Source organism: Novosphingobium sp. UBA1939 (assembly GCF_002336885.1).
In the GTDB taxonomy this organism is placed as follows: Bacteria; Pseudomonadota; Alphaproteobacteria; order Sphingomonadales; family Sphingomonadaceae; genus Novosphingobium.
In genome coordinates, this window is sequence record NZ_DDFB01000063.1 from 75,326 (window position 1) to 95,134 (window position 19,809).

General features: G+C 65.2%; 17 protein-coding genes. 8 read left to right on the forward strand and 9 right to left on the reverse strand.

Annotated features, from left to right (window positions below; translation table 11 throughout):
- Nucleotides 1-86 precede the first annotated feature (86 nt).
- Both egtB and B3547_RS09445 read left to right on the forward strand, forming a co-directional pair.
- Entirely contained in the window at nucleotides 87-1,352 is a 1,266-nt protein-coding gene (gene egtB, locus B3547_RS09440; protein WP_292962433.1) for an ergothioneine biosynthesis protein EgtB, read from the forward strand.
- Nucleotides 1,349-2,596: an MFS transporter gene (locus B3547_RS09445; RefSeq protein WP_292962435.1), complete on the forward strand. Its 1,248-nt coding sequence runs from the start codon at nucleotides 1,349-1,351 to the stop codon at nucleotides 2,594-2,596. Before egtB ends, B3547_RS09445 begins: the two co-directional genes overlap by 4 nt.
- On the opposite strand, the gene B3547_RS09450 is transcribed toward B3547_RS09445, so the two are convergent.
- The gene (locus tag B3547_RS09450) at nucleotides 2,586-3,716 is read right to left on the reverse strand and encodes a pyridoxal phosphate-dependent aminotransferase (protein ID WP_292962437.1); all 1,131 of its coding nucleotides are present in this window, start codon (nucleotides 3,714-3,716) and stop codon (nucleotides 2,586-2,588) included. The two genes, B3547_RS09445 and B3547_RS09450, sit on opposite strands and share 11 nt — an antisense overlap.
- A 423-nt stretch (nucleotides 3,717-4,139) precedes the next feature.
- Here B3547_RS09450 and B3547_RS09455 point away from each other — a divergent pair, with 423 nt between their 5' ends.
- Complete coding sequence (locus B3547_RS09455) at nucleotides 4,140-4,511, forward strand: response regulator (RefSeq protein WP_125956935.1); 372 nt, start codon at nucleotides 4,140-4,142, stop codon at nucleotides 4,509-4,511.
- Nucleotides 4,512-4,645: 134 nt separating this feature from the next.
- On the opposite strand, the gene B3547_RS09460 is transcribed toward B3547_RS09455, so the two are convergent.
- The gene (locus tag B3547_RS09460) at nucleotides 4,646-4,933 is read right to left on the reverse strand and encodes a hypothetical protein (protein WP_292962439.1); all 288 of its coding nucleotides are present in this window, start codon (nucleotides 4,931-4,933) and stop codon (nucleotides 4,646-4,648) included.
- Between the two features lie 207 nt (nucleotides 4,934-5,140).
- On the opposite strand from B3547_RS09460, the gene B3547_RS09465 reads away from it, so the two are divergent.
- Nucleotides 5,141-6,181 carry a DNA topoisomerase IB gene (locus tag B3547_RS09465; RefSeq protein WP_292962441.1) on the forward strand — a complete coding sequence of 347 codons (1,041 nt, stop codon included), beginning with the start codon at nucleotides 5,141-5,143 and terminating at the stop codon, nucleotides 6,179-6,181.
- A 4-nt stretch (nucleotides 6,182-6,185) separates the two neighbouring features.
- Here B3547_RS09465 and ligD read toward each other — a convergent pair whose 3' ends face one another.
- Together ligD and B3547_RS09475 are read right to left on the reverse strand one after the other, a co-directional pair.
- A complete protein-coding gene (gene ligD / locus B3547_RS09470) occupies nucleotides 6,186-8,726 on the reverse strand; it encodes a DNA ligase D (protein WP_292962443.1) in 2,541 nt (846 codons plus the stop codon).
- 4 nt (nucleotides 8,727-8,730) lie between these two features.
- Entirely contained in the window at nucleotides 8,731-9,603 is an 873-nt protein-coding gene (locus B3547_RS09475; protein WP_292962445.1) for a Ku protein, read from the reverse strand.
- A gap of 176 nt (nucleotides 9,604-9,779) precedes the next feature.
- Between B3547_RS09475 and B3547_RS09480 the strand changes: the two genes are divergently transcribed.
- Nucleotides 9,780-10,580, forward strand: coding sequence for a mechanosensitive ion channel family protein (locus tag B3547_RS09480; protein ID WP_292962447.1), 801 nt, complete (start codon nucleotides 9,780-9,782; stop codon nucleotides 10,578-10,580).
- A gap of 149 nt (nucleotides 10,581-10,729) precedes the next feature.
- Here the strand turns inward: B3547_RS09480 and B3547_RS09485 are convergent, their stop codons facing one another.
- The gene (locus B3547_RS09485) at nucleotides 10,730-11,224 is read right to left on the reverse strand and encodes a nuclear transport factor 2 family protein (protein WP_292962449.1); all 495 of its coding nucleotides are present in this window, start codon (nucleotides 11,222-11,224) and stop codon (nucleotides 10,730-10,732) included.
- Nucleotides 11,225-11,329: 105 nt separating this feature from the next.
- Between B3547_RS09485 and B3547_RS09490 the strand changes: the two genes are divergently transcribed.
- Together B3547_RS09490 and B3547_RS09495 are read left to right on the forward strand one after the other, a co-directional pair.
- Nucleotides 11,330-13,045 (forward strand): GMC family oxidoreductase, encoded by a 1,716-nt coding sequence (locus B3547_RS09490; RefSeq protein ID WP_292962452.1) that lies wholly within the window; start codon nucleotides 11,330-11,332, stop codon nucleotides 13,043-13,045.
- A 33-nt stretch (nucleotides 13,046-13,078) separates the two neighbouring features.
- Nucleotides 13,079-14,557, forward strand: a complete 1,479-nt coding sequence (locus B3547_RS09495) for a carotenoid oxygenase family protein (protein ID WP_292962454.1) — start codon at nucleotides 13,079-13,081, stop codon at nucleotides 14,555-14,557.
- 109 nt (nucleotides 14,558-14,666) lie between these two features.
- On the opposite strand, the gene B3547_RS09500 is transcribed toward B3547_RS09495, so the two are convergent.
- Genes B3547_RS09500 through B3547_RS09515 form a run of 4 tightly spaced genes read right to left on the reverse strand, consistent with a single transcriptional unit; the run spans nucleotide 14,667 to nucleotide 18,218 of the window.
- Nucleotides 14,667-15,917, reverse strand: a complete 1,251-nt coding sequence (locus B3547_RS09500; RefSeq protein ID WP_292962456.1) for an MFS transporter — start codon at nucleotides 15,915-15,917, stop codon at nucleotides 14,667-14,669.
- Complete coding sequence (locus B3547_RS09505) at nucleotides 15,917-16,708, reverse strand: SDR family NAD(P)-dependent oxidoreductase (protein ID WP_158454030.1); 792 nt, start codon at nucleotides 16,706-16,708, stop codon at nucleotides 15,917-15,919. Before B3547_RS09505 ends, B3547_RS09500 begins: the two co-directional genes overlap by 1 nt.
- A complete protein-coding gene (locus B3547_RS09510) occupies nucleotides 16,705-17,574 on the reverse strand; it encodes a hypothetical protein (RefSeq protein WP_233497883.1) in 870 nt (289 codons plus the stop codon). The genes B3547_RS09505 and B3547_RS09510 overlap by 4 nt, the downstream gene beginning before the upstream one ends.
- Nucleotides 17,575-17,579: 5 nt before the next feature.
- A complete protein-coding gene (locus B3547_RS09515) occupies nucleotides 17,580-18,218 on the reverse strand; it encodes a nuclear transport factor 2 family protein (RefSeq protein ID WP_124810256.1) in 639 nt (212 codons plus the stop codon).
- A 115-nt stretch (nucleotides 18,219-18,333) separates the two neighbouring features.
- Between B3547_RS09515 and B3547_RS09520 the strand changes: the two genes are divergently transcribed.
- The gene (locus B3547_RS09520; protein ID WP_292962464.1) at nucleotides 18,334-19,803 is read left to right on the forward strand and encodes an aldehyde dehydrogenase; all 1,470 of its coding nucleotides are present in this window, start codon (nucleotides 18,334-18,336) and stop codon (nucleotides 19,801-19,803) included.
- The last annotated feature ends 6 nt before the right edge of the window (nucleotides 19,804-19,809 follow it).

Here is a 19,809-nt window from a genome sequence, read left to right on the forward strand (position 1 = left end):
AGACAAAGGTCCCTGCCGTCACGCACCGCAAGGCTCCATGCGATGCTGACCAGGCAATCGGACGGTGGACAGGACGTGGTGTTGGCATGAATGTTTCGCAGGATCCGGTCGCGCTGGCGCGACACTACCGCGCGGTGCGTGCCCTGACCGAGCAGCTGGCCGCGCCGCTTTCGGATGCCGATGCCACCATTCAGTCCATGCCCGACGCATCGCCCGCCAAATGGCATCTGGCGCATACCACCTGGTTCTTTGAAACCTTCGTCCTGCGCGATCATGTGGCGGACTATCGCCCCTATCGCGCCGAGTGGCCCTTTCTGTTCAACAGCTACTACGAAGCCGAAGGCCAGCGCATGATGCGCGCGGCACGCGGCATGCTCTCGCGCCCTTCGTTGCCGGAGATACAGGCCTATCGCCATGCGGTTGACGAGGCGTTGCTGGCTGCAATCGGCGATCTGCCGCCCGATGTGCTGGCGCTGGTCGAACTGGGCTGCCACCACGAGCAACAGCATCAGGAACTGCTGCTGACCGACATTCTCCACGCGTTCGCCCAGAACCCGCTGGAATGGGCGATCTGGCCACACGCAGAAACACCCGGCACAGCACCCGCGCCCATCGGCTGGATCCAAAACGCCGGCGGCATCGTGGAGATCGGCCATGATGCCCAGGGCTTCGCGTTTGATTGCGAGGGTCCCCGCCACCAGACCATGCTGGCGCCACACACGCTGGCGGACCGGCGCGTCACCAATGGCGAATGGATCGAATTCATCCGCGATGGCGGCTATCGCGATCCGCGCCTGTGGCTGGCCGATGGCTGGGCATGGGTGCAGGCCCAGGCGATCACCGCGCCGCTCTATTGGCGCGAGGACGATGGCGCCTTTTCCAGCTTTGGCCTGAGCGGACGGCACGCCGTAGACCCGTCTGCGCCCGTCTGCCACATCAGCCTGTACGAGGCCGATGCCTTCGCCACCTGGGCCGGCGCCCGGTTGCCCACCGAAGCGGAATGGGAAAGCGCTGCGGCGGCCCACGATCCGTCCGGAGGCAACCAGTTGGACGCAGGCGGCGACATCCGCCCCCGCGCGGGTGGTGCGTCCTTCTTTGGCGACGTGTGGGAATGGACCGGCAGCGCCTATCGGCCCTATCCCGGTTTTCGGATCGCCGACGGCGCGATCGGCGAATACAACGGCAAGTTCATGAGCAGCCAGTTCGTGCTGCGCGGCAGCAGTTGTGCCACGCCGCGCGGCCACGCCCGCGCCACCTATCGCAACTTCTTCTACCCCCACCAGCGCTGGCAATTCATGGGGCTGCGCCTTGCTAAAGACGCGACCAGGGACGGGGGCACGGCTCCGGCATGACGCCCCGTCGCAAGCTGGCCATGCTGGCGGTGGGCGGCTCCACCGTGGTGGAATGGTATGATTTCACGCTGTGCCTCTATTTCGCGCCCACCCTGTCGCGGGTGTTCTTCGGGCCGGGCAAGGATGCCCTGGGCAATACGCTGGCGGGCTTTGCCATCGCCTATCTGATGCGCCCCTTCGGCGCGGTGCTGCTGGGGGTGCTGGGTGATCGCAAGGGCCGCAAGCCCGCGCTGCTGCTTTCGATGGCGGCGATGACGCTGGCCATGCTGTGCATCGCCCTGCTGCCCACCTATCGGCAGGCGGGCGCATGGGCGGGCTGGGGCCTGATCGTGATGCGCTGCCTGATGGGGTTCAGCGTGGGGGGCGAATATACCTCGGTCGTGACCTACCTGTACGAAACCGCGCCAGCCCACCGGCGCGGACTGATAACCTCGCTGGCCGCGGCGGCCAGCGAGATCGGCGGCTTGCTGGCGGTGGGCCTGTGCGCCGTGCTGACAAGCACGCTGGACGCGGCCAGCCTCGATGGCTGGGGCTGGCGGGTGCCGTTCCTGTTCGGCGCGGTGCTGGCCGGCGCGATCTGGCTGGCGCGGGGGATGATTGCGGAAACGCCGGCCTTTCACCAGCCCACGGCAGGCCAGCCTTCGCCGCTGGCCTATGCCCTGCGCCACGAACGCAAGGGGATCGCCACCGGCTTCGCGATTTCCGCGCTGGGCTCGATCTCCTATTATGTCGGCATCACCTATGTCCCGTCCTACATGGCCTCGGTCGGCTGGCACAACGAAGGGTTGGCGCTGGAATATTCCACCCTGGCCGCGCTGGTGGTGATTGCGGTGACCCCGCTGGTGGGCTGGCTGTCGGACCTCGCCGGTCGCCGCTGGGTGCTGCTGTGCCTGTGCGCGGGCTGTGCCCTGCTGCCCATGGCACTGTTCCGGCTTATCGCCGGCGGATCGGCCACGGCCGCGCTGGGAGCGATCGCGACGCTGGCGGCGCTGGCGGGCGGGGTCAGCGCAGTGGGCACCGTGGCTACCGCCGAGCAATTTTCGGCGCGGGCGCGGCTGAGCGGCCTCGCCCTGGGCGCCACCAGCGCCACCGCCCTGTTCGGCGGGCTGACGCCCTATCTGGCGCACCACCTGCAACAGGCGACCGGCCTGACGGAAGTGCCCGGGATCATGATCGCGGCTGTGGCGCTGGGTTCGGGGCTCGCGCTGATGGTATTGTTGCCCAGGCGCACGGTCACAGGCTGAAGGCATCAACCTCGCGCCGCTGCGGTTCCTCCATGGTGGCATAGGCGCGCAAGGACTGCTCCAGTTCCGCCAGCCCCCGCACCAGGTTGTCCTGCGCCATGCCGAAACCCAGGCGAATGTGGGCGGGCGCTCCCCAATAGTGCCCCGGCGCCACGATCACGCCGCGCGTCGCCAGCAGCCAGGCGGCAAACCCATCGGTGCGCGCCATGCCCTCAAGGCCGGGAAAGGCTAGGCATCCCCAGGGCGATAGACCGCCTGATACCAGGCCTTCCCCCGCCATCCGGGTCAGCCAGTCCTCCATGATCGGACGGTTGGCATCCAGGATGTCCTGCGTGCGCGCCCGAAACCGGCGCCAGTCCCGCAACACCGCAAGGCCGATCGCGTGGGACACCGCCGAAAGCCCGGTATCGTGATGCACGCTGGCATGGCGCAGCCTTTGCGCCACGGGAGCGGAAGCCACGATCCAACCGCAGCGCAGCGCCCCCAGGCCGAAAATCTTCGACAGACCCGACAGGCTGATGACCGCGGGCGATCGCAGCGCGGCGAGACCTCGATCATCGGCAAACGCGCCATAGATCTCGTCCAGCACCAGCCGGATTCCGGCCGCCTCGCACAACTCGGCCAGCGCCGCCAGATCGCTATCCAGCAATGGCAGCCCGGTGGGATTATGCAGGTGAGACAGCACGATCATCCGCGTTTCCGGGCGCAGGCGCTTGCGTAGATCGGCCAGATCGGGTCGCATTTGCGGGCCGCTGCGCACGAAGCATTCGGCCTGCAATCCGGCGGCCCGGGCCATGTCCTCGAACGGCTGATAACCCGGCCGCTCGACCAGCACATGGTCATCCCGGCGCGCCAGCGCGGCGAATACAAGCGCGAGGCCCGACGAAACGCCAGAGGTGGCAACTACGCGATCATTGCTGATGCCATAGGCATCTGCCAGATGACTCCGCATCGCCATGCTGCCGCCGCCGAACACCGGCGGGAGGGATGCCTGCCCGGAGCTGCCGAACGTCTTGCGCGCGGCCTCGGCCAGCAACGCATCGGGCGCGCTGACGGAACTGTCATACAGCGACAGTCCGCCCCTGCCCGAAACGTGATAGACCCAATCCAGATAGCGCAACGCTTGATCATCCCTCCTGCGAAAGCCTGTCACGCACGCCTGAGGGCGGCTGCAAAAGCGCCGGTCATATGCGCTGACGGCGAACCGCGAGAGATTGGTATGCAAGCGGCGACCGAACGGCAAGCCGCTTGCCAACATGGCTCTGCCGGTTACTCCAGCGCCCCAAGGGCGTTTTCTCGTCAGCACTCCGGTCACCCGGCTTCACATCTACTGCGCGCGGATCTTGAGTGCCTCAGTCAAACGATGCCCCGGTTCCGGCGGACCAACATAGATCAGTACTTCGTCAATTGACGGAATAGCGGGCAAAGCCGATACCCGTTGCCGGGAGCTTTCGCGTGGTGTCGCCCTCCCCCAATCCCCGTTGCATGTCATCGCCTTGTGCATCCGCCGGATTCCCATTCCACGGCGATGTGGAATAAATGCATGTCCACGACCTTATTGAATCGACCGAAAATCCTTGTCGTTGAAGATGAATGCTTGATCGCGGAGGAGCTACGGATCTGTCTGCTTGAAGCGGGGGCGGACGTGATCGGCCCAGTCGGTGTGCTCGAGGATGCCCTGAACCTTGCCGGATCGGAACAGGACATTGCCTGCGCCTTGGTCGATATTGGGCTGGAGGGCGGCATGACGTATGCCGTCGCCGAATATCTCGACGAACACTCCATCCCCTATCTGTTCACAACCGGATATTCCCCCGCGGCAATTCCCGACCGGTTCGGCGGGATAGGGAACTTCCAGAAGCCGATACGAATGGCGGCATTGCTGCGGGGGATTGGCGATCTGATCGATGCGTAAAGGACGAAAGCTCTTCTCGGGCTGGCTAGGCAAAAAGGCGGTGATCCGTCCTTCGATCCCGATGCCGATCGCCGCAGAGAAATGACCCGCGCGCGATAGACAGAACGGCAGATAACCCAGCAAGATTGAAGGCATCAATCGTCGCGGAGGCCGAACCGGTCTGCCTCGTCATCATGCGCGGGCTCGCCCTCGTAAGCCGTGTAGTCAAGGCGCCCGGAGCGAAGCATTTCGTTCATGCGATCGACCGTGTCAGGCGTATCCTCCGCTACCAGCGGAGCATTTCTGGGCCGCACGCGGGCACGCTCTGCCCCTGTTGCCTCGGCTTCCCCGGCGTGGTTGTGAACGACGATCGGGTGGCTTTGCTCATCTTGGTCAGTATGCTGGTCCTGATGCTTTCTGGCGTCTTTCGGGTCGTCCGTCATCGGTGATCTCCAAACTAAAGACGGGTATCGTTCCCAGGATCTGCCCCCGGGGAATGTGCCGCTTGTGCAAGCCATCAACAGGGCGGAACGCCCTGCGATCCATTCGGCCAGCCATTGCTAACGCATGTTTGTGTGTTCCTTTTGCGTGGTATCGGCGGAACCGGATGGTGCGTTCTTCGCTTTTCCCGCATGGATAGCAGGGACCCGATGGTGGCCGGGAGCATCGACGAAGCGGGCCTGGTCTACAGTGCCGATACCGCAGCCGGGATCACGCGCCGTCGCCGGGGCAAGGGTTGGAGCTATCGCGACCCGAAAGGCCAAGCCATCCCGGAAGGTTCAACGCTCCGGCGGGTCCGGGCGCTCGCCATACCGCCGGCGTGGACCGAAGTTTGGATATGTCCGCGGAGCAATGGGCATATCCAGGCAACGGGACGGGATGCCCGCGGTCGCAAGCAGTACATCTATCACCAGGATTTCCGGGCGTGGCGCGATGAGGCGAAGTACGCGCACATGCTGGACTTCGCGCGGCGGCTTCCCAGAATTCGTGCCGCTGTCGACGCGCATATGCGCCTGGCCGGTCTCCCGCGCGAGAAGGTTCTGGCCACCGTGGTCTACCTGCTTGAAAAAACCCTGATCCGGGTCGGCAATGCCGAATATGCGCGCACCAACCGCAGCTTCGGACTGACTACGCTGGGCAGGCGCCATGTGCGGGTCGAAGGCGGGGAACTGCGGTTCCGCTTCCGGGGCAAGAGCGGCAGGCAATGGAACCTGCGCCTTCACGACCGACGCGTCGCGCGCATCGTGCGGCAGTGCCAGGAACTGCCGGGACAGCACCTGTTCGAATACGAGGATGGAGAAGGACACATCCGCGCGGTGTCGTCGGAGGACGTCAATGTTTACCTGCGCGAAATTGCCGGCATCGATGCTACCGCGAAGGATTTTCGCACATGGGCGGGAACGATGATGGCCGCCCGCATCCTGGCGCTGGCCGAACCGTGCGAAAGCACGGCGGCGGCCACTCGTGCCGTCCGCGATGCCGTGACGGCGGTGGCATCGGCGCTTGGGAACACGCCGGCTGTTTGCCGGAAATGCTATATTCACCCGGCGGTAATCGATGCCTGGATGGACCACAGCCTCACGCCGTTGCACGGCGCAAGGCACCAAGACGTTTCCACGCGACGGGAGCCGCAGATCAAACCGGCGCTCAGCACGCTGGAGCGATCCGTCCTGCGCCTGCTTCGCCGTTGACGGTTCAGACTTTGGGCAGATCCTGTTCTGCCTTGCCCCAATCGCGGAGCTTCTTCCCCGTGGCGCGTTTCGCCAGTTCCTGTTCGTCGGCGATGGTGAACATCTGCGCCGATGGCGCCTCTTCCAGTTCCCGCCAGCTGACCGGGGTGGCCACCGGTGCGCCGGGGCGGGCACGGACCACATAAGGCAGGACCGAGGTCGATCCGCGCTGGTTGCGCAGCCAGTCGATGAAGATGCGGCCTTTCCGCTTCGCCTTGCTCATGGTCGCGGTATAGCGGTCGGGGGCATTCTCGCTCAGGGCATGGGCGAAGCGGCTGGCGAAGTCCTTTACCTCCGGCCATTCCGCCACCGGTCGCAGGGGCACGACCACATGCACGCCCTTGCCGCCGGACAGCATGGCGAAGCTGGTCAGCCCGATGTCGGCAAGATTGTCCCGCAGGTCGATTGCGGCGCGGCGCACGTCCGCGAAATCGAGGCCTTCATCCGGATCGAGATCGAACACCATGCGGTCGGGGCGTTCGAGATCGTCGATGGTGGAGCCCCAGCCGTGGAATTCGATCGTTCCCATCTGCACGCAGGCTTCGATGCCTTCCAGGTCCTCGACATAGAGATAGTCGGACTCGCCGCCGTCTTTCTCGCGGATGGGGACATGATGCACCGCGGAACTGAAGCCGCCCTTGTCGTGCTTCTGGAAGAAGCAGTGGCGCGATGTGCCCTGTGGGCAGCGTACCAGGCTGACCGGCCGCCGCGCGAGCCAGCGCAGCATCGCCGCGCCCATCGTGGCGTAGTAATCCGCCAGCGCGCCCTTGGTAACGTTCGCTTCGGGAAAGATCACCCTGTCGCGGTGGCTGATCTCGAATTGCGGTTGCCCGGTCTCCGTGCTTGGCATGTTCGTCTCCGGCCTCACTTCACGGGCGGGCTTGTCCTGTCGCAGACCGAGAAAGCGCGCGTGCCGCACCCGTCCGCCAGCGGTGCGTTCAGCGAAGGCCACTTCGGCGACGAGCGAAGGCGTAACCCATTCCGCGTCCCGCGCTTCAGCACGCGGCACCTCGGTCGCCGGCCGCTTCGCTTGTAACCGCGCCAGCGCGTCCATCAGGCTATCGGTATTCCCCGCATTGAAGCCGGTTCCAACCTTGCCGGCATATACCAGGCGGTCCTCCGCATCGTGCTGCGCCAGCAGCAGGTTGCGGACTCCCCGCCCGGCCGCCGTGCTGCGCGTCCAGCCGACGACGACGAATTCCTGCCGGTTGACGCATTTCACCTTGAGCCAGTTGTGCGTCCGCCCGGCCCGATAGGGCGCATCGGCGCGCTTGGAGAGAATGCCTTCCTGCTCCATGTTGCAGATGGTGCCGAACAGCGTGGCCCCCGCCCCGGTCAAGTGATCGGCGACATGGACGTGCCCGGCATCGATGGCATCGTGCAACAACGCCGCAAGCCGGTCCTTGCGCGCGATGTTGGGGATGTCGGTCAGATCCTCGCGATCCACTTCGAGCAGGTCGAAGGCGAACAGGTCGAGCGCGCCGCCCTCATCCGCGTCCAGCCGTTGTTGGAGCAGCGAGAAGTCGGGATTTCCATCGCTGTCGAGCGCGACGATCTCGCCATCGATCAGCGCGGGCGGCAGGTTCAATCCGGCTAGCTCGCTGGCAATGCCGCCGAACCGGTGCGTCCAGTCCAATCCGCTGCGCGAATGGATTTTGACGTCCGGTCCCGCCACCGCGATCAGGCAGCGATACCCATCGTACTTGATCTCGTGCATCCAGCCCGCGCCCTTGGGCACCGCATCGACGGCGGTGGCGAGCTGCAGGGCGCGGAAAGCGGGCAGTTTGCCGGTACTGCCTTTCTTTCGGACGCTTTTTGCCCGTTCGCGCGGAGCCGGTCTGGCGATGCGCTCCGCTTTCCGCATCGCCACGTCGAAGGCCGCGCCTTTTTTCCCCTTCAGCGAGACCGGAGTCGCGCCATCGGCGATCGCGGCCATGGTGCGGCCGCTGTGGATGCTGGTGAGTTCCTGCCCGGTCAGATCTTCTGCGCCGCCGGCATAGGCATCCTCGACCTTGCGCAACAGCCAGTTCTCGCGCTTGTCCTTGCCGCGCGGCTTCAGCCGGATGAGGATCCATTCGCCCCTCATCCGCGCGCCGTGAAGGACAAAATGGAGGTGGCCTTCCTTCAGCCCCTTGGCGGCTGACTTGCCCGCAATCGGCTCCCATGTGCCTTCGTCCCACAGCATCACGGTGCCGCCGCCGTATTCGCCCTGCGGAATGACGCCTTCGAAGCCGGCGTACGAGACGGGGTGATCCTCCGTCCGCACCGCCAGCCGCTTGTCCGCGGGATCGGCGCTGGGGCCGCGCGTGACGGCCCAGCTTTTCAGCACGCCGTCCATCTCCAGCCGGAAATCGAAATGCAGCCGCGATGCCGCATGCTTCTGCACGACGAAGCGATGGCCGGACGTCTTGCCGCTTGCCCTTCGGGCAGCTTTCCCCTCGGGTTCCCGCGTCCGCGAAAAGTCGCGCCGGCTGTTGTAAGCTTCGAGCGGATCGGGCTTCGGCATCGGGTCAGGCCCGTTTGCGCGGGCGAGGAGCGGAGCGAGCCTTCGGCGTCCGTTTTCGCGCCGGTTTCGGCGGCGCATCGTCCTGGCCTTCTTTCCCTACCGATTTCTTGAGCGCGGCCATCAAGTCTAGCACGTTGCCGCCACGGCGCGCGGGCTTGTCTTCGCTGGCCTCCTCGATGATCCGTCCGCCCTGGGCCTTCTTCTTTTCGATCAGGCGCAGCAGCGCGTCTTCGTAGCGGTCGTGAAAGCGGTCCGCATCGAAGGGAGCGGTCTTCCGGTCGATCAGGGTTTCGGCAAGGTCGAGCAGTTCGGGATCGGGCTTGCCGTCAGGGACATCGCGGAAATAGCCCTGCGCCCGGCGCACTTCATCGGCATAGCGCAGCGTTTCAAGCATCATGCCGCGCCCGCAGGGCTTCAATGCCACCAGGTATTCCCGCCCGCGCATGGCGAGCTGCCCGATGCCCACGCGCCGCGTGCGCCGCAGCGCCTCGCGCATCACCACGAACGCCTCCCCGGCCAATTCATCCGCCGGCACGACGTAATAGGGCCGCTCGAAATACAGAGCGTCGACCTCATCCGCGCGCACGAACTGAATCAGGTCCAGCGTCTTCTTGCTCTCGAGTTTCACGCCCTCGATTTCCTCGGGCTCCAGCAGGACGTAATCGCCCTTCTCGAGTTCATATCCCTTCACGATGTCATCGGCGTCGACCGGGCCAAGACCGGGCACGACCTTTTCATAGCGGATGCGCTTGCCCGTAGGCTCGTGAATCTGGTGAAACGCGATCTGCGCGCCGCTTTCGGTCGCGGGATAGATTTCGACCGGGATCGAAACGAGCGCCAGCCTGATCTGGCCCTGCCAGTATGGTCTTGCAGGCATGTTCTGGCCTTCCGTTGCCGTCGCCAAACAATGCCCCAGCAATGCTCAGGTTCCGGCCGACCGCGGCCTCTTGCCAAATGCGCGCCGATCCTAACCTGTGACAGGAAAGCGGAAATCCCCCTTGGCGGACGCATTGTTTCCAGTTCCGTCATCCAGCAACCGCGAAAGAGGGAACCATGCCCGCCCGGTCCGTACTCGTCAGCCCCTACAGACTGGTCGAAAACACGCTTGCCGGCATCTGGAACTCGTTTTTCAGCATCCTGCCCAACATCGTCGGCGGGCTGGTCTTCCTGCTGGTGTGCTGGGGCATTACCCGGTTGATCCGCCGCTGGATCTGTTCGTTGACCGCGCGCCGCAACCGTTCCGATCTCGGCGGCCTGCTATCGTCGATCGCGACCATTTCGATGATGACGCTTGCTGTGCTCGTCGCGATGGCGATCGTGTTTCCCAGCGTCTCGCCCTCGGGCATCCTGTCCACGCTGGGCATCGGATCGGTCGCCATCGGTTTCGCGTTCCGCGACATTCTACAGAACCTGTTCGCCGGCATCCTGACCGTTATCAACCAGCCCTTTGCGCGGGGCGACATCATCGCCGTGGCCGGGGCGGAGGGCGAGGTCGAACGGGTGGAGGCGCGGGCCACGATCATTCGCACGGCCGACGGCCGCCTCGTCGCCATGCCCAATGCCACGATCTATACCTCGCCATTGACGATCGATCCGGTCGACGGGCCCCGCCGCGATCAGATTTCCGTCACCGCGCCAGGCGGCAAGGATCTGGGCACGCTTATCGCCACGCTTCGGCAACGGCTGAAAGGCCTGACGGGCGTGCTTGACCAGCCCGCCCCCCAGGTGATTTGCGAGGGCGTGGCGGGACCGGACGTGCAACTCGTGATCCGGTGGTGGACGGCTACCAAGGGAGAGCGGCGCCAGGATACGCATTCCGCGGTGGTCAATGCCGTTATCGGGATCGTAAAGTGACGCGATACCGCCCGTTACCAGGAAGCCGACAGAACGCAGCCGTCATGCAACGCCGCTCCGCTGAGACGGAGCCGGTTGCGGGCTATCCAGCGGCCTTGCTTCGGCTCAACAGCACCACATGAACCGGTGCGTGAAGCCGGCATCCCGGCTCACCGCTTTATAATCAGCGAAGCGGGACGCTTGCGTGGCGTCCACTGCCCACGGCCCGGGAAATTCTTGAGGATTTCGCCGTCCCACAACCGGGCCACGCGGCGGTGCAAACGCCAGCGGCCGTCTTCGCCCTTCATCGCGTGATCCTCGTAATAGCCCACAAAGCGCAGGTCGAACGGCGTATCGCCGGCGCACTCGGTCACGAACGCGAACGATCGCATTTTCACCGTGCCGTCTTCCTGCGGCATGTACTGCACCTGCGACACATGGTGCTGGCGGCCGGGAAAGCCTTCGGCGTTGCGGTAGTGCTCGGCGATTCCGCGAATGCCGTCATGGCCTTCCCAGATGTCGGGCTCCTCGAAAACCTCTTCGACCATGCGGGCGTCGGACGTGAAGCAGGCCACCAGGCCTTCGACATCCCCTGTATCCAGAGCCCACGCATAGGCAGCCAGCAGGTCCTCCAGTGCGAAGCGATCCTCAACCGAAAGAGCCATCGTATTCCTCTCCATTCTGTTGACACAACCGTAACGATCGTTATTTTCAAATGCAAGAGGTAGCCTGAAATCGCAAAGGAGTTCCAAGGTGCGAAGCCGCACGGGATGCACGGCATCGTCGGCGAAAGCAGCCGTATGTGGCGTGAAAAAGTCGCTCCGCGCTACGCCTCTATTCGAGAAATTCCAGCAAACCGATACAGAAAGACGCAGCGCGTGAGCGAAACCGATATAATCGTGATTGGCGGCGGATCGGCCGGCGCGGCAATGACCGGCCGCCTTGCCTCGGCCGGATTGAATGTAACGCTCGTTGAAGCGGGTGTGTCCGATCAACATTTCCGCTCCCGTATCCCGGCCCTGACCAGCTCGATTGTCCAGAACCCCGCGTTCGACTGGTGCTACCAGGTCGAACCCGACGAATCCCTGGGCGGCCGCGCGGACATCTGGCCGGCAGGCAAGCTGCTGGGCGGCGGCAGCGCATTGAACGGGATGATGTTCATCCGCGGACATCGGTGGGACTACGATAACTGGCGCGCGCTTGGCGCCGCCGGCTGGGACTACGAGTCCGTCCTGCCCTACTTCCGGCGCATGGAGGACAACGAGCGCGGCGCGGATGCCTGGCGCGGGACGGGCGGCCCCATCGCCGTCTCCGAAGGGCGCGCGCGCTATCCCATTACCGATGCATGGATCGCCGCCGCCGAGCAGACCGGCATCGAAAGACGCGACCTGAACGGCGAAAAGGCCGAAGGCGTCGACTACGTGCAAGTGTCGCAGCGGGACGGAACGCGCTGTTCGTCGGCGCGCGGTTATCTTCATGACTTCAAGGGATCGACCCCGCCGCGGACATTGCTGGGCGCGCAGGTTCTTCGCGTCCTGATCGAACATGGGCGCGCCGTGGGTATTGCCTATCTTCAGGACGGCGAGGAAAAGAAGCTGCTCGCCCGGCACGGCGTTGTCCTGAGTGCCGGCGCCATGAACACGCCGCGGCTGCTGATGTTGTCCGGCGTCGGCCCCGCCGGCCATCTTGCCGAAGTCGGCGTGCCGCTGGTGTGCAACCGCGAGGGCGTGGGCCGCAACCTGCAGGATCACGTCGGCACGCACATCGTCAACGCCGTGAGCGCGCATACCTTGAACGACGATGCGCGAGGACTGCGTGGCGCGCTGTCCGTATTCCGCTACGCGCTGTCGCGGCAGGGTGCGCTCAGCACGTCCATCGGCCACGCCCAGGCGTTCGTGAAGAGCCGCCCTGGCTTGCCGGCCCCCAACCTCCAGTTGTCCTTCGCCGCCTTCGCGTTCGACTTCGACGACCAAGGCAGGCTGATGCTGCGGAAAAACGCGTCGGTCTCGACCCTGGTCGGTCTGATGCGCCCCAGCTATCGCGGACGGATCACGCTGAAGTCCGCCGATCCCATGGCGCCGCCGGTGATCCATCACCAGCAGCTTTCGACCGAGGACGACGTCGACCAGATTGTCGAAGGCATTGCCATGGCCAGGAACATCCTGGCGCAAACGCCGATCGCGCCGTTCATCACCGAAGAGCTGCGCCCAGGCCCCGCCCTCACCGGCAAGGAAGAGTTGCGGAGCTACGTCCGGGCGGCGGCCATCCCGATGTTCCATCCCGTCGGCACCGCCAAGATCGGTGCCCCCACGGATCCCATGGCGGTGGTGGACCCGGACCTGCAAGTCATCGGCGTAAGCGGGCTGTGGGTCGCGGACGCGTCGATCTTTCCGTCCCTGCCTGCCGGCAACACCAACGCCACCGCGATCATGGTGGGCGACAAGGGCGCCGACCACGTCCTCAAGACCCTGCGGCGCAACACTTGAAACAGCATTCCCCTGCATGAGAGGATCAAGCCCATGGCGAGTTTCCCCGAGACAATTCACTTCACTGGCCTGAACACCCCGGTCCGCCTGGAATGGTCGGCGCACGATCTGGACGTGGTCGGCGAGATCCCGCGGGAAATCGACGGCGCCTTTTTCCGGGCCGTGCCCGACCCGGCCTACCCGCCCAAGTTCGAGGACGAGATCGTCCTTTCGGGCGATGGCATGGTCTCCAAATTCGCCATCCGCGACGGCAAGGTGAATTTCGCGATCCGCTACGTCGAAACCGCGCGCTACAAGGCCGAGAAGGCCGCGGGGCGCGCTTTGTTCGGCAAATATCGCAACCCGTTTACCGACGACGCGGAAGTCCAGGGGGTCGAGGGCACGGTGTCGAACACCACGCCCGTCTGGCATGCCGGCCGCCTGTTCATGACCAAGGAGGACGGCCTTGCCTACGAGATCGATCCCGAAACGCTCGCAACGATCGGGCGCTGGGACTATCACGGCGCGCTGAAATCCAAGACCTTCACCGCGCATCCCCGCGTCGACGCCGAAACGGGGGAGATGTTCTTCTTCGGCTACGAGGCCGGCGGCCTGTGCACGGCGGACGTGGCCTATTGCATCGCCGACAAGGACGGCAACCTCGTTTCGGAGCAGTGGTTCCAGCAACCCTATTGTTCGACGATCCATGATTTCACGATCACCGAGAAATACGCCGTCTTCCCGATCTTTCCGACCACGACGGACCTCGACCGCGTGAAAGCCGGCGGCCCGCACTGGGCACACCAGCAGGACCTGGAAAGCTGGGTCGGCATCATGCCGCGCTATGGCAAAGTCGAGGAAATGCGCTGGTTCAAGGGGCCGAAGGGCGTTTCCGCGTTCCATTTCGTAAATGCCTACGATGACGGCGACAAGGTCCACCTCGACATCTGCCTGTCCGACACCAACGCGTTCGCCTTCATGCGCGAGGCGGGCGGCGTCCACCGCGCGCAGAACGAACTGGGCGGCGGGTTGACCCGCTGGACTTTCGATCTCGCCAGCGAGGGCGAGGGCTTCGAATCCCGCCTTATCGGCCCGCCGGGCGACATGCCGCGGCTGCGCGATGCGGATCAGGGCCGCGCCTATCGCGCGGCATGGTATCTGACCATCAATCCGCAAGGCGGACCACCGCTCCCCGGCGGTCCGGTCGGCGCCGCTTTCAACGCGATGCTGCGCGTGGAGCCCGGCAATGGCCGGCTGGACATGATGCCGCTGGAGTTCGGCATGGCCATCAGCGAGCCTGTGCATGTCCCCTCGTCACAGGGCGATCACGAAGGCTGGCTACTGGCGGTGGTCGATCGCCAGGTCGAACCCAATCGCTTCACATCCGAGCTTTGGATTGTGGACGCGGGCAACATCGCAGCCGGACCGGTCGCGCGGGTAACGGTTCCTGTTCCCTTGCGCGCGCAGGTCCACGGCGCCTGGGTTTCGAGCGAGCGGCTCGCTGAGGCACAGGCCCACGCGCAGGCAGCCTGAAGCGAAAGGGGAAGCGCGGTTGCGTTTCCCCTTTCCCCGGACGAAACAAGAAGCGCCCGGCGGAACGTTCCCGCCGGGCGCTTCTTGTTTCCGGGCGCGCGCGATTCCGCTAAGCGAAGGCGTCCGCTTCGGTCATCGCTTTCGCGATGCGCAGGGCGCGGGAGATCAGCAGTGCCCCGACGATGCACAGACAGGCCGGCGCCACGGCCAGCACGAAAAACAGCGACGTGCTTGCACCAGCGCCGATAACAAGGCCTCCCAGCATCGGCCCGCCGATCGCGCCAAGCCGCGCGACGGCAACCGCGATGCCGATAGCGGAGGAGCGCAAGTGCGGCGGAAAGAAGCCGACCGCCACCGCCATGACGACAAGGTGCGCGGCCGAGATGCCACCCCCCGCGACCAGCAGCAGGACGCCCCAGCTCCACAGCCCGGGCGCGACCACGCCCAGCAGCAGCAGCGCCACGACCGCGCTCGAGTAGGTCCCGACGATCGCCGGAACCGCCCAGCCGCGATCGAGCAGCAGGGAAAGCCCCAACCCGATCGTCAGGCCGCCGAACTGGATCAGGGAAAGGAAGCGCGATGCGGTATCCATGCTGAATCCCGCAAGCGGCAGGATCGTGGGCACCCAGCTCGTCACGTAATACAGCACCAGCGCATTCACCGCATAAAGACCGGCGAACAGGACCGTCGAAAAGAGCAGCGGCGGGCTCAGCAGCTGAACGAACGCGATGGAGTTCTTCTTCTCACGCGGTTGCTGCGCGCGGTTTCTGAACGTGGGCGATTCCGGCAATTGCCAGGCCAGCACGCCCAGCAGGGCAAGCGTCGCCGCGCCGCCCGCCATGAACAAGGCCTGCCACCCCCCCGCAGCGATGAGCGGCGGGGCAAGCAGTCCCGCCACGATGCCGCCGGCCGAAATGCCCATGGAGACGACGGTCAACGTCCGCGCGCTTTTGCCGGGCGGCGCCAATTCGGCCACGAGCGCCGTGACGTTGGGAAGGCATGCCCCCAGCGACAATCCCGTCGCCAGACGCCAGAGCGCGAATCCCGTAACCGTCCCCCCGGCCGCCGTCCCCAGCGATGTGAACGCCATCAGGGCGGACGCGGTAAGAATGACAGGCCTGCGCCCCACGCGATCGCCGATTGGCGCGATCAGCACGGCGCCCAGCCCCAGCCCGAGCAACACCGCCGACAGCGCCACGCCGAACGACTGCGGCGGCACGCCCAGTTGGGCTGACAAATGCGGCACGACCAGTGGCAAGGCATAAAGGTCATAGCCATCGATGCACATGACGAGCGCGCACAGCAGCAGCGGCAGGAATGCCCGCGCCCCGGCGGAAGGTGTTTCCGATTTCACGATCATCAATTCCCCGTAACGTTGCCGGGGATATCCTTTTCGATATCCACGTAGCGCCCTGCCAGCGCATCGTGTTCGCCAGCGGCCAATGCCACGGCGAACAGGCGCAGCCGCGCCATGCCTTCCGCGCTTTCCTCTTCGGTCGTCGCTTCCAGCAAGGAGACTAGCGGCTTCGCGAAGGCGCGCGCCTGCTCAGAGCGCAGCGTTTCTTCCGCCATCGCCGTCATGATCGTGCCCGGCTGGATGGCAAAGGCGCGGACGCCAGCATCCTGCTGCTCGACATCGATATGCTCGGTCAGGCGAATGAGGCTGGCCTTCGCCACGGCATAGGCCGAGGCGAACGGCGCCACGAACGTACCGGCCTGCGAAGCGATGTTCAGTATCCGTCCGCCGCCGTTCGCGATCATGTCGGGCAAGGCGGCCGAGATGCACAACAGCGCGCCCAGCACGTGAACGCTCTGCGTATCCCACCAGGCCTGCGTATCGACCAACCCGGCGGGGCCAAGCGGCCCCTGCACGCCGGCATTGTTGACCAGCAGGTTGGGCACGCCAAAAGCGGCCTTCGCCTCCGCATAGGCGGCGGCCACACTCTCGCGATCTGTGACGTCGCAGCGGACCGCCAAGGCCCGCCCCCCGGCAGCGCCGATGGACGCGACCGTTTCCTCGACCTGCGCCATCGTACGCGCCGCCACGGCCACCGCCGCGCCAGCGTCCGCCAGCGCGGTGGCGATGCCGGCACCCAGCCCACGCCCTCCGCCAGTCACGAAGGCGACCGTGTTCGCCAGCCGTGCGCTCACGGCCGATCCCAGGGCGAAGGCATGTGGTAGGGAACCGTGATGAAGTTCGCCTCGATCTGGCGCAGCGCGCCGTCCTCGATCTTGAACAGTTCGGCGAGATAGAACGTGTGCGGACGCCGGATCAGCGACGAGACATGCTCGCCATTGGTCAGCGTGTATTCCGCCAGCCGGCCGCAATGGTCGATAAAGCCATAGGCCATCACCAGCCCTCGCTCCTCGTCGATCAGCGGATAGCGCCGCCCACGCAGGCGATCGTCATAGCGATACCAGCCGAGCTTGAATTGCTCCTCGCAGGGGAGGCCCGCTATCGGCAGGATGAAATCGGGGTTGTTGGTGGTCTGCACACCGTTTTCCACGCGATTGCAATCGGGATGAAAGCGCGTGAAAATCTGCCCGTCGTTCTGTTCCAGCGTGTTGAAATAGCCATCGGCGATGGTCAGCAACCGCTCCCGGCTCATCCGTTCCGCCTCCGGTACGAAGGCTTCCATGATGGGCTTGCGCTCGAACCTTGGGTTGGGAAACTTCAGCGCTTCGTCGCTGTCGCGCACGACCAGCACTTCCACCTCGTTGATCGCGCCGGACGGGTCCACCCCCAGCCGGAACGTGACGGCCGATTCCTCGACCGTTTCGATCACGGTCGTGAACAGGCCGACGTGCCCGGTACGGACGTCGGCGAACCGCAGGTCGTAGTCGCCCCGCCCCGTGGCGGTTCCCCAAAGGCCGTCGCCGATCATCAGGGCAACGTTGTTTTCCGTGGAGCGCACATCGTCGGCCCAGCGCAGCCGGCCCGGATCGCGCGCGACGATCGCCTCCATGAACTGGTCCATGACGGCATAGAGCGCCGCCCGTTCGTGGATGAAAGGCACCGCGCTTACCATGCCTTGCCACTCACCGGATTGGCATAGTGGAAGGGCGGGACGAAAACCTCCGGGAACGCTTCGTAATCGTGGGTCGCCGGGCGATCCGGTTGAAGGCCATCGATGTTGCGCACCATGGGCACGCCGCCGTGGTTGGGGCCGCGATCGAATTCGCAGTAGAACGTGATGAAGGCGTGCAACGACTGGATGCGCCAGACGCCATCGATCAGGCGATAGCCGTTTTCGTAGACCGCTTCGCCCCAGCGGGCCTCTCCGCCCAGCCAGGCGATGAGGATGAACGCGCGCCACCGGCCCTGCGCCCGCTGGCCGTCGGAATCGATGTGAATCACCGGCTGCAACTGCATGTGGTTGAACAGGACGCCGCGTTCGTAACGCGGCAGCGCGTGAAGATACTGCCGCACCCGGTCCTGCCCTGTATAGACGCCGCGGCCCGCGATTTCGAGCGTGCCGTCCGGCGCGAACATGTCGGCCGCCTCGTCCCACAGCCCCTTGTCGACATAATAGCCGTAGGCCGCCTGCAGATTGCAGATCGCCAGATGGGATTCCGCGATCGAGGCCTTCCGCTTCAGCGCGCCAACCTCGTCCCTCAAGGCATCGATCGACTCGCGCAGCGCTGCGATTTCATCAGACATCCGAACTCTCCTGCTGGTCGCTTGGGCGACAATCTCGTTGCGCCTCATCGTAACGTTCGTTATGATTATTGCAAGAACCTCGATGACTTTATCGAGAGGCAGGAGAGAATGAGAAATGACCCCTGATGGCATCCGGATAACGCACCCCGACAAGCTTTTCATCGACGGACAATGGGTTCGTCCGGCACGGGGCGGCGCGATCGAAATCACCTCGCCCAACAGCGAGAAGGTTATCGCGCGCGTGGCGGAAGCCTCCAGCGAAGACATGGACGCCGCCGTGGCCGCCGCCCGGCGTGCGTTCGACAACGGCGGTTGGACCGGTCTGACTCCTGCCGAACGCGGCGCGTTTGTCCGCCGCTGGGCCGCGATTCTGGGCGAGCGCGTGGGCGAACTCTCGGCCGCGTGGACGGCGCAGGTCGGTGGCTTGGCCAGCTTCGCCCCGATCATGCACGGCGGGGGCGTGGCGACGCTCGATTTCATAGCCTCGCTCGGCGAAAGCTACCCGTTCGTCGAACGGCGGCCGAGTTCGCAAGTCGACACCGCGATCGTCGTGCGCGAGCCCGTGGGTGTCACCGCGTGCATCGCGCCGTGGAACGCACCGTTCAGCACGATGTCGAGCAAGGTGGCCTACGCCCTCGTCGCGGGTTGCACGGTCGTTATGAAACCGTCGCCGGAAACGCCGCTCGAAGCCTACATCATGGCGGAAGCCGCGGAAGCCGCCGGGCTGCCGGCGGGCGTCCTCAACCTCGTGTGTGGTGATCGCGATGCGTCCGACCATCTCGTCAACAATCCGGACGTGGACAAGGTCAGCTTCACCGGCTCCACCGCCGCCGGCAAGCGCATCGGCCAGGTTTGCGCCAGCCGTGTCGCGCGCTGCACCCTCGAGCTAGGCGGCAAGTCGGCGGCCATCGTGCGCGATGACTTCCCGATCGAGGTTGCCGCCGCGATCCTGGGCAACACGATCACTGTGATGTCGGGCCAGGTCTGCGCCATGCTGAGCCGCGCGATCGTACCCCGGAAGCGCCATGACGAACTGGCCGATGCCATCGCGCGTGTGATGCAGGGCATCAAGATCGGGCACAGCGACGCGCCCGATACGCAGCTTGGCCCGCTCGCCATGAAGCGCCAGCTCGACCGGGTGGAGGAATATATCGCGCTGGGCCGCGAGAGCGCCGATCTCGTGACGGGCGGCGGCCGTCCCTCCAGCTTCAACAAGGGCTACTTCATCGAACCGACGCTGTTTGCGAACGTCGACAACCGCAGCCGCATCGCGCAGGAAGAGATCTTCGGCCCAGTCCTCGCCTTGATCCCGGCGGAAGACGAGGAAGATGCGATCCGCATCGCCAACGAAAGCAGCTACGGCCTGAACGGCTCGGTCCTGACCCATGATGCCGATGCGGCCTATCGCATCGCGCGTCAGATGCGGACCGGCGGCATCGGCCAGAACGGCATGCGCCTGGAATTCGGGATGCCGTTTGGCGGCTTCAAGCAATCGGGGATCGGGCGCGAAGGCGGCGTGGAAGGGCTCCAGCCCTATCTGGAAACCAAGTCCATCCTGCTGGATGCCGCGCCTGCGAGCCTCTGATCAAAC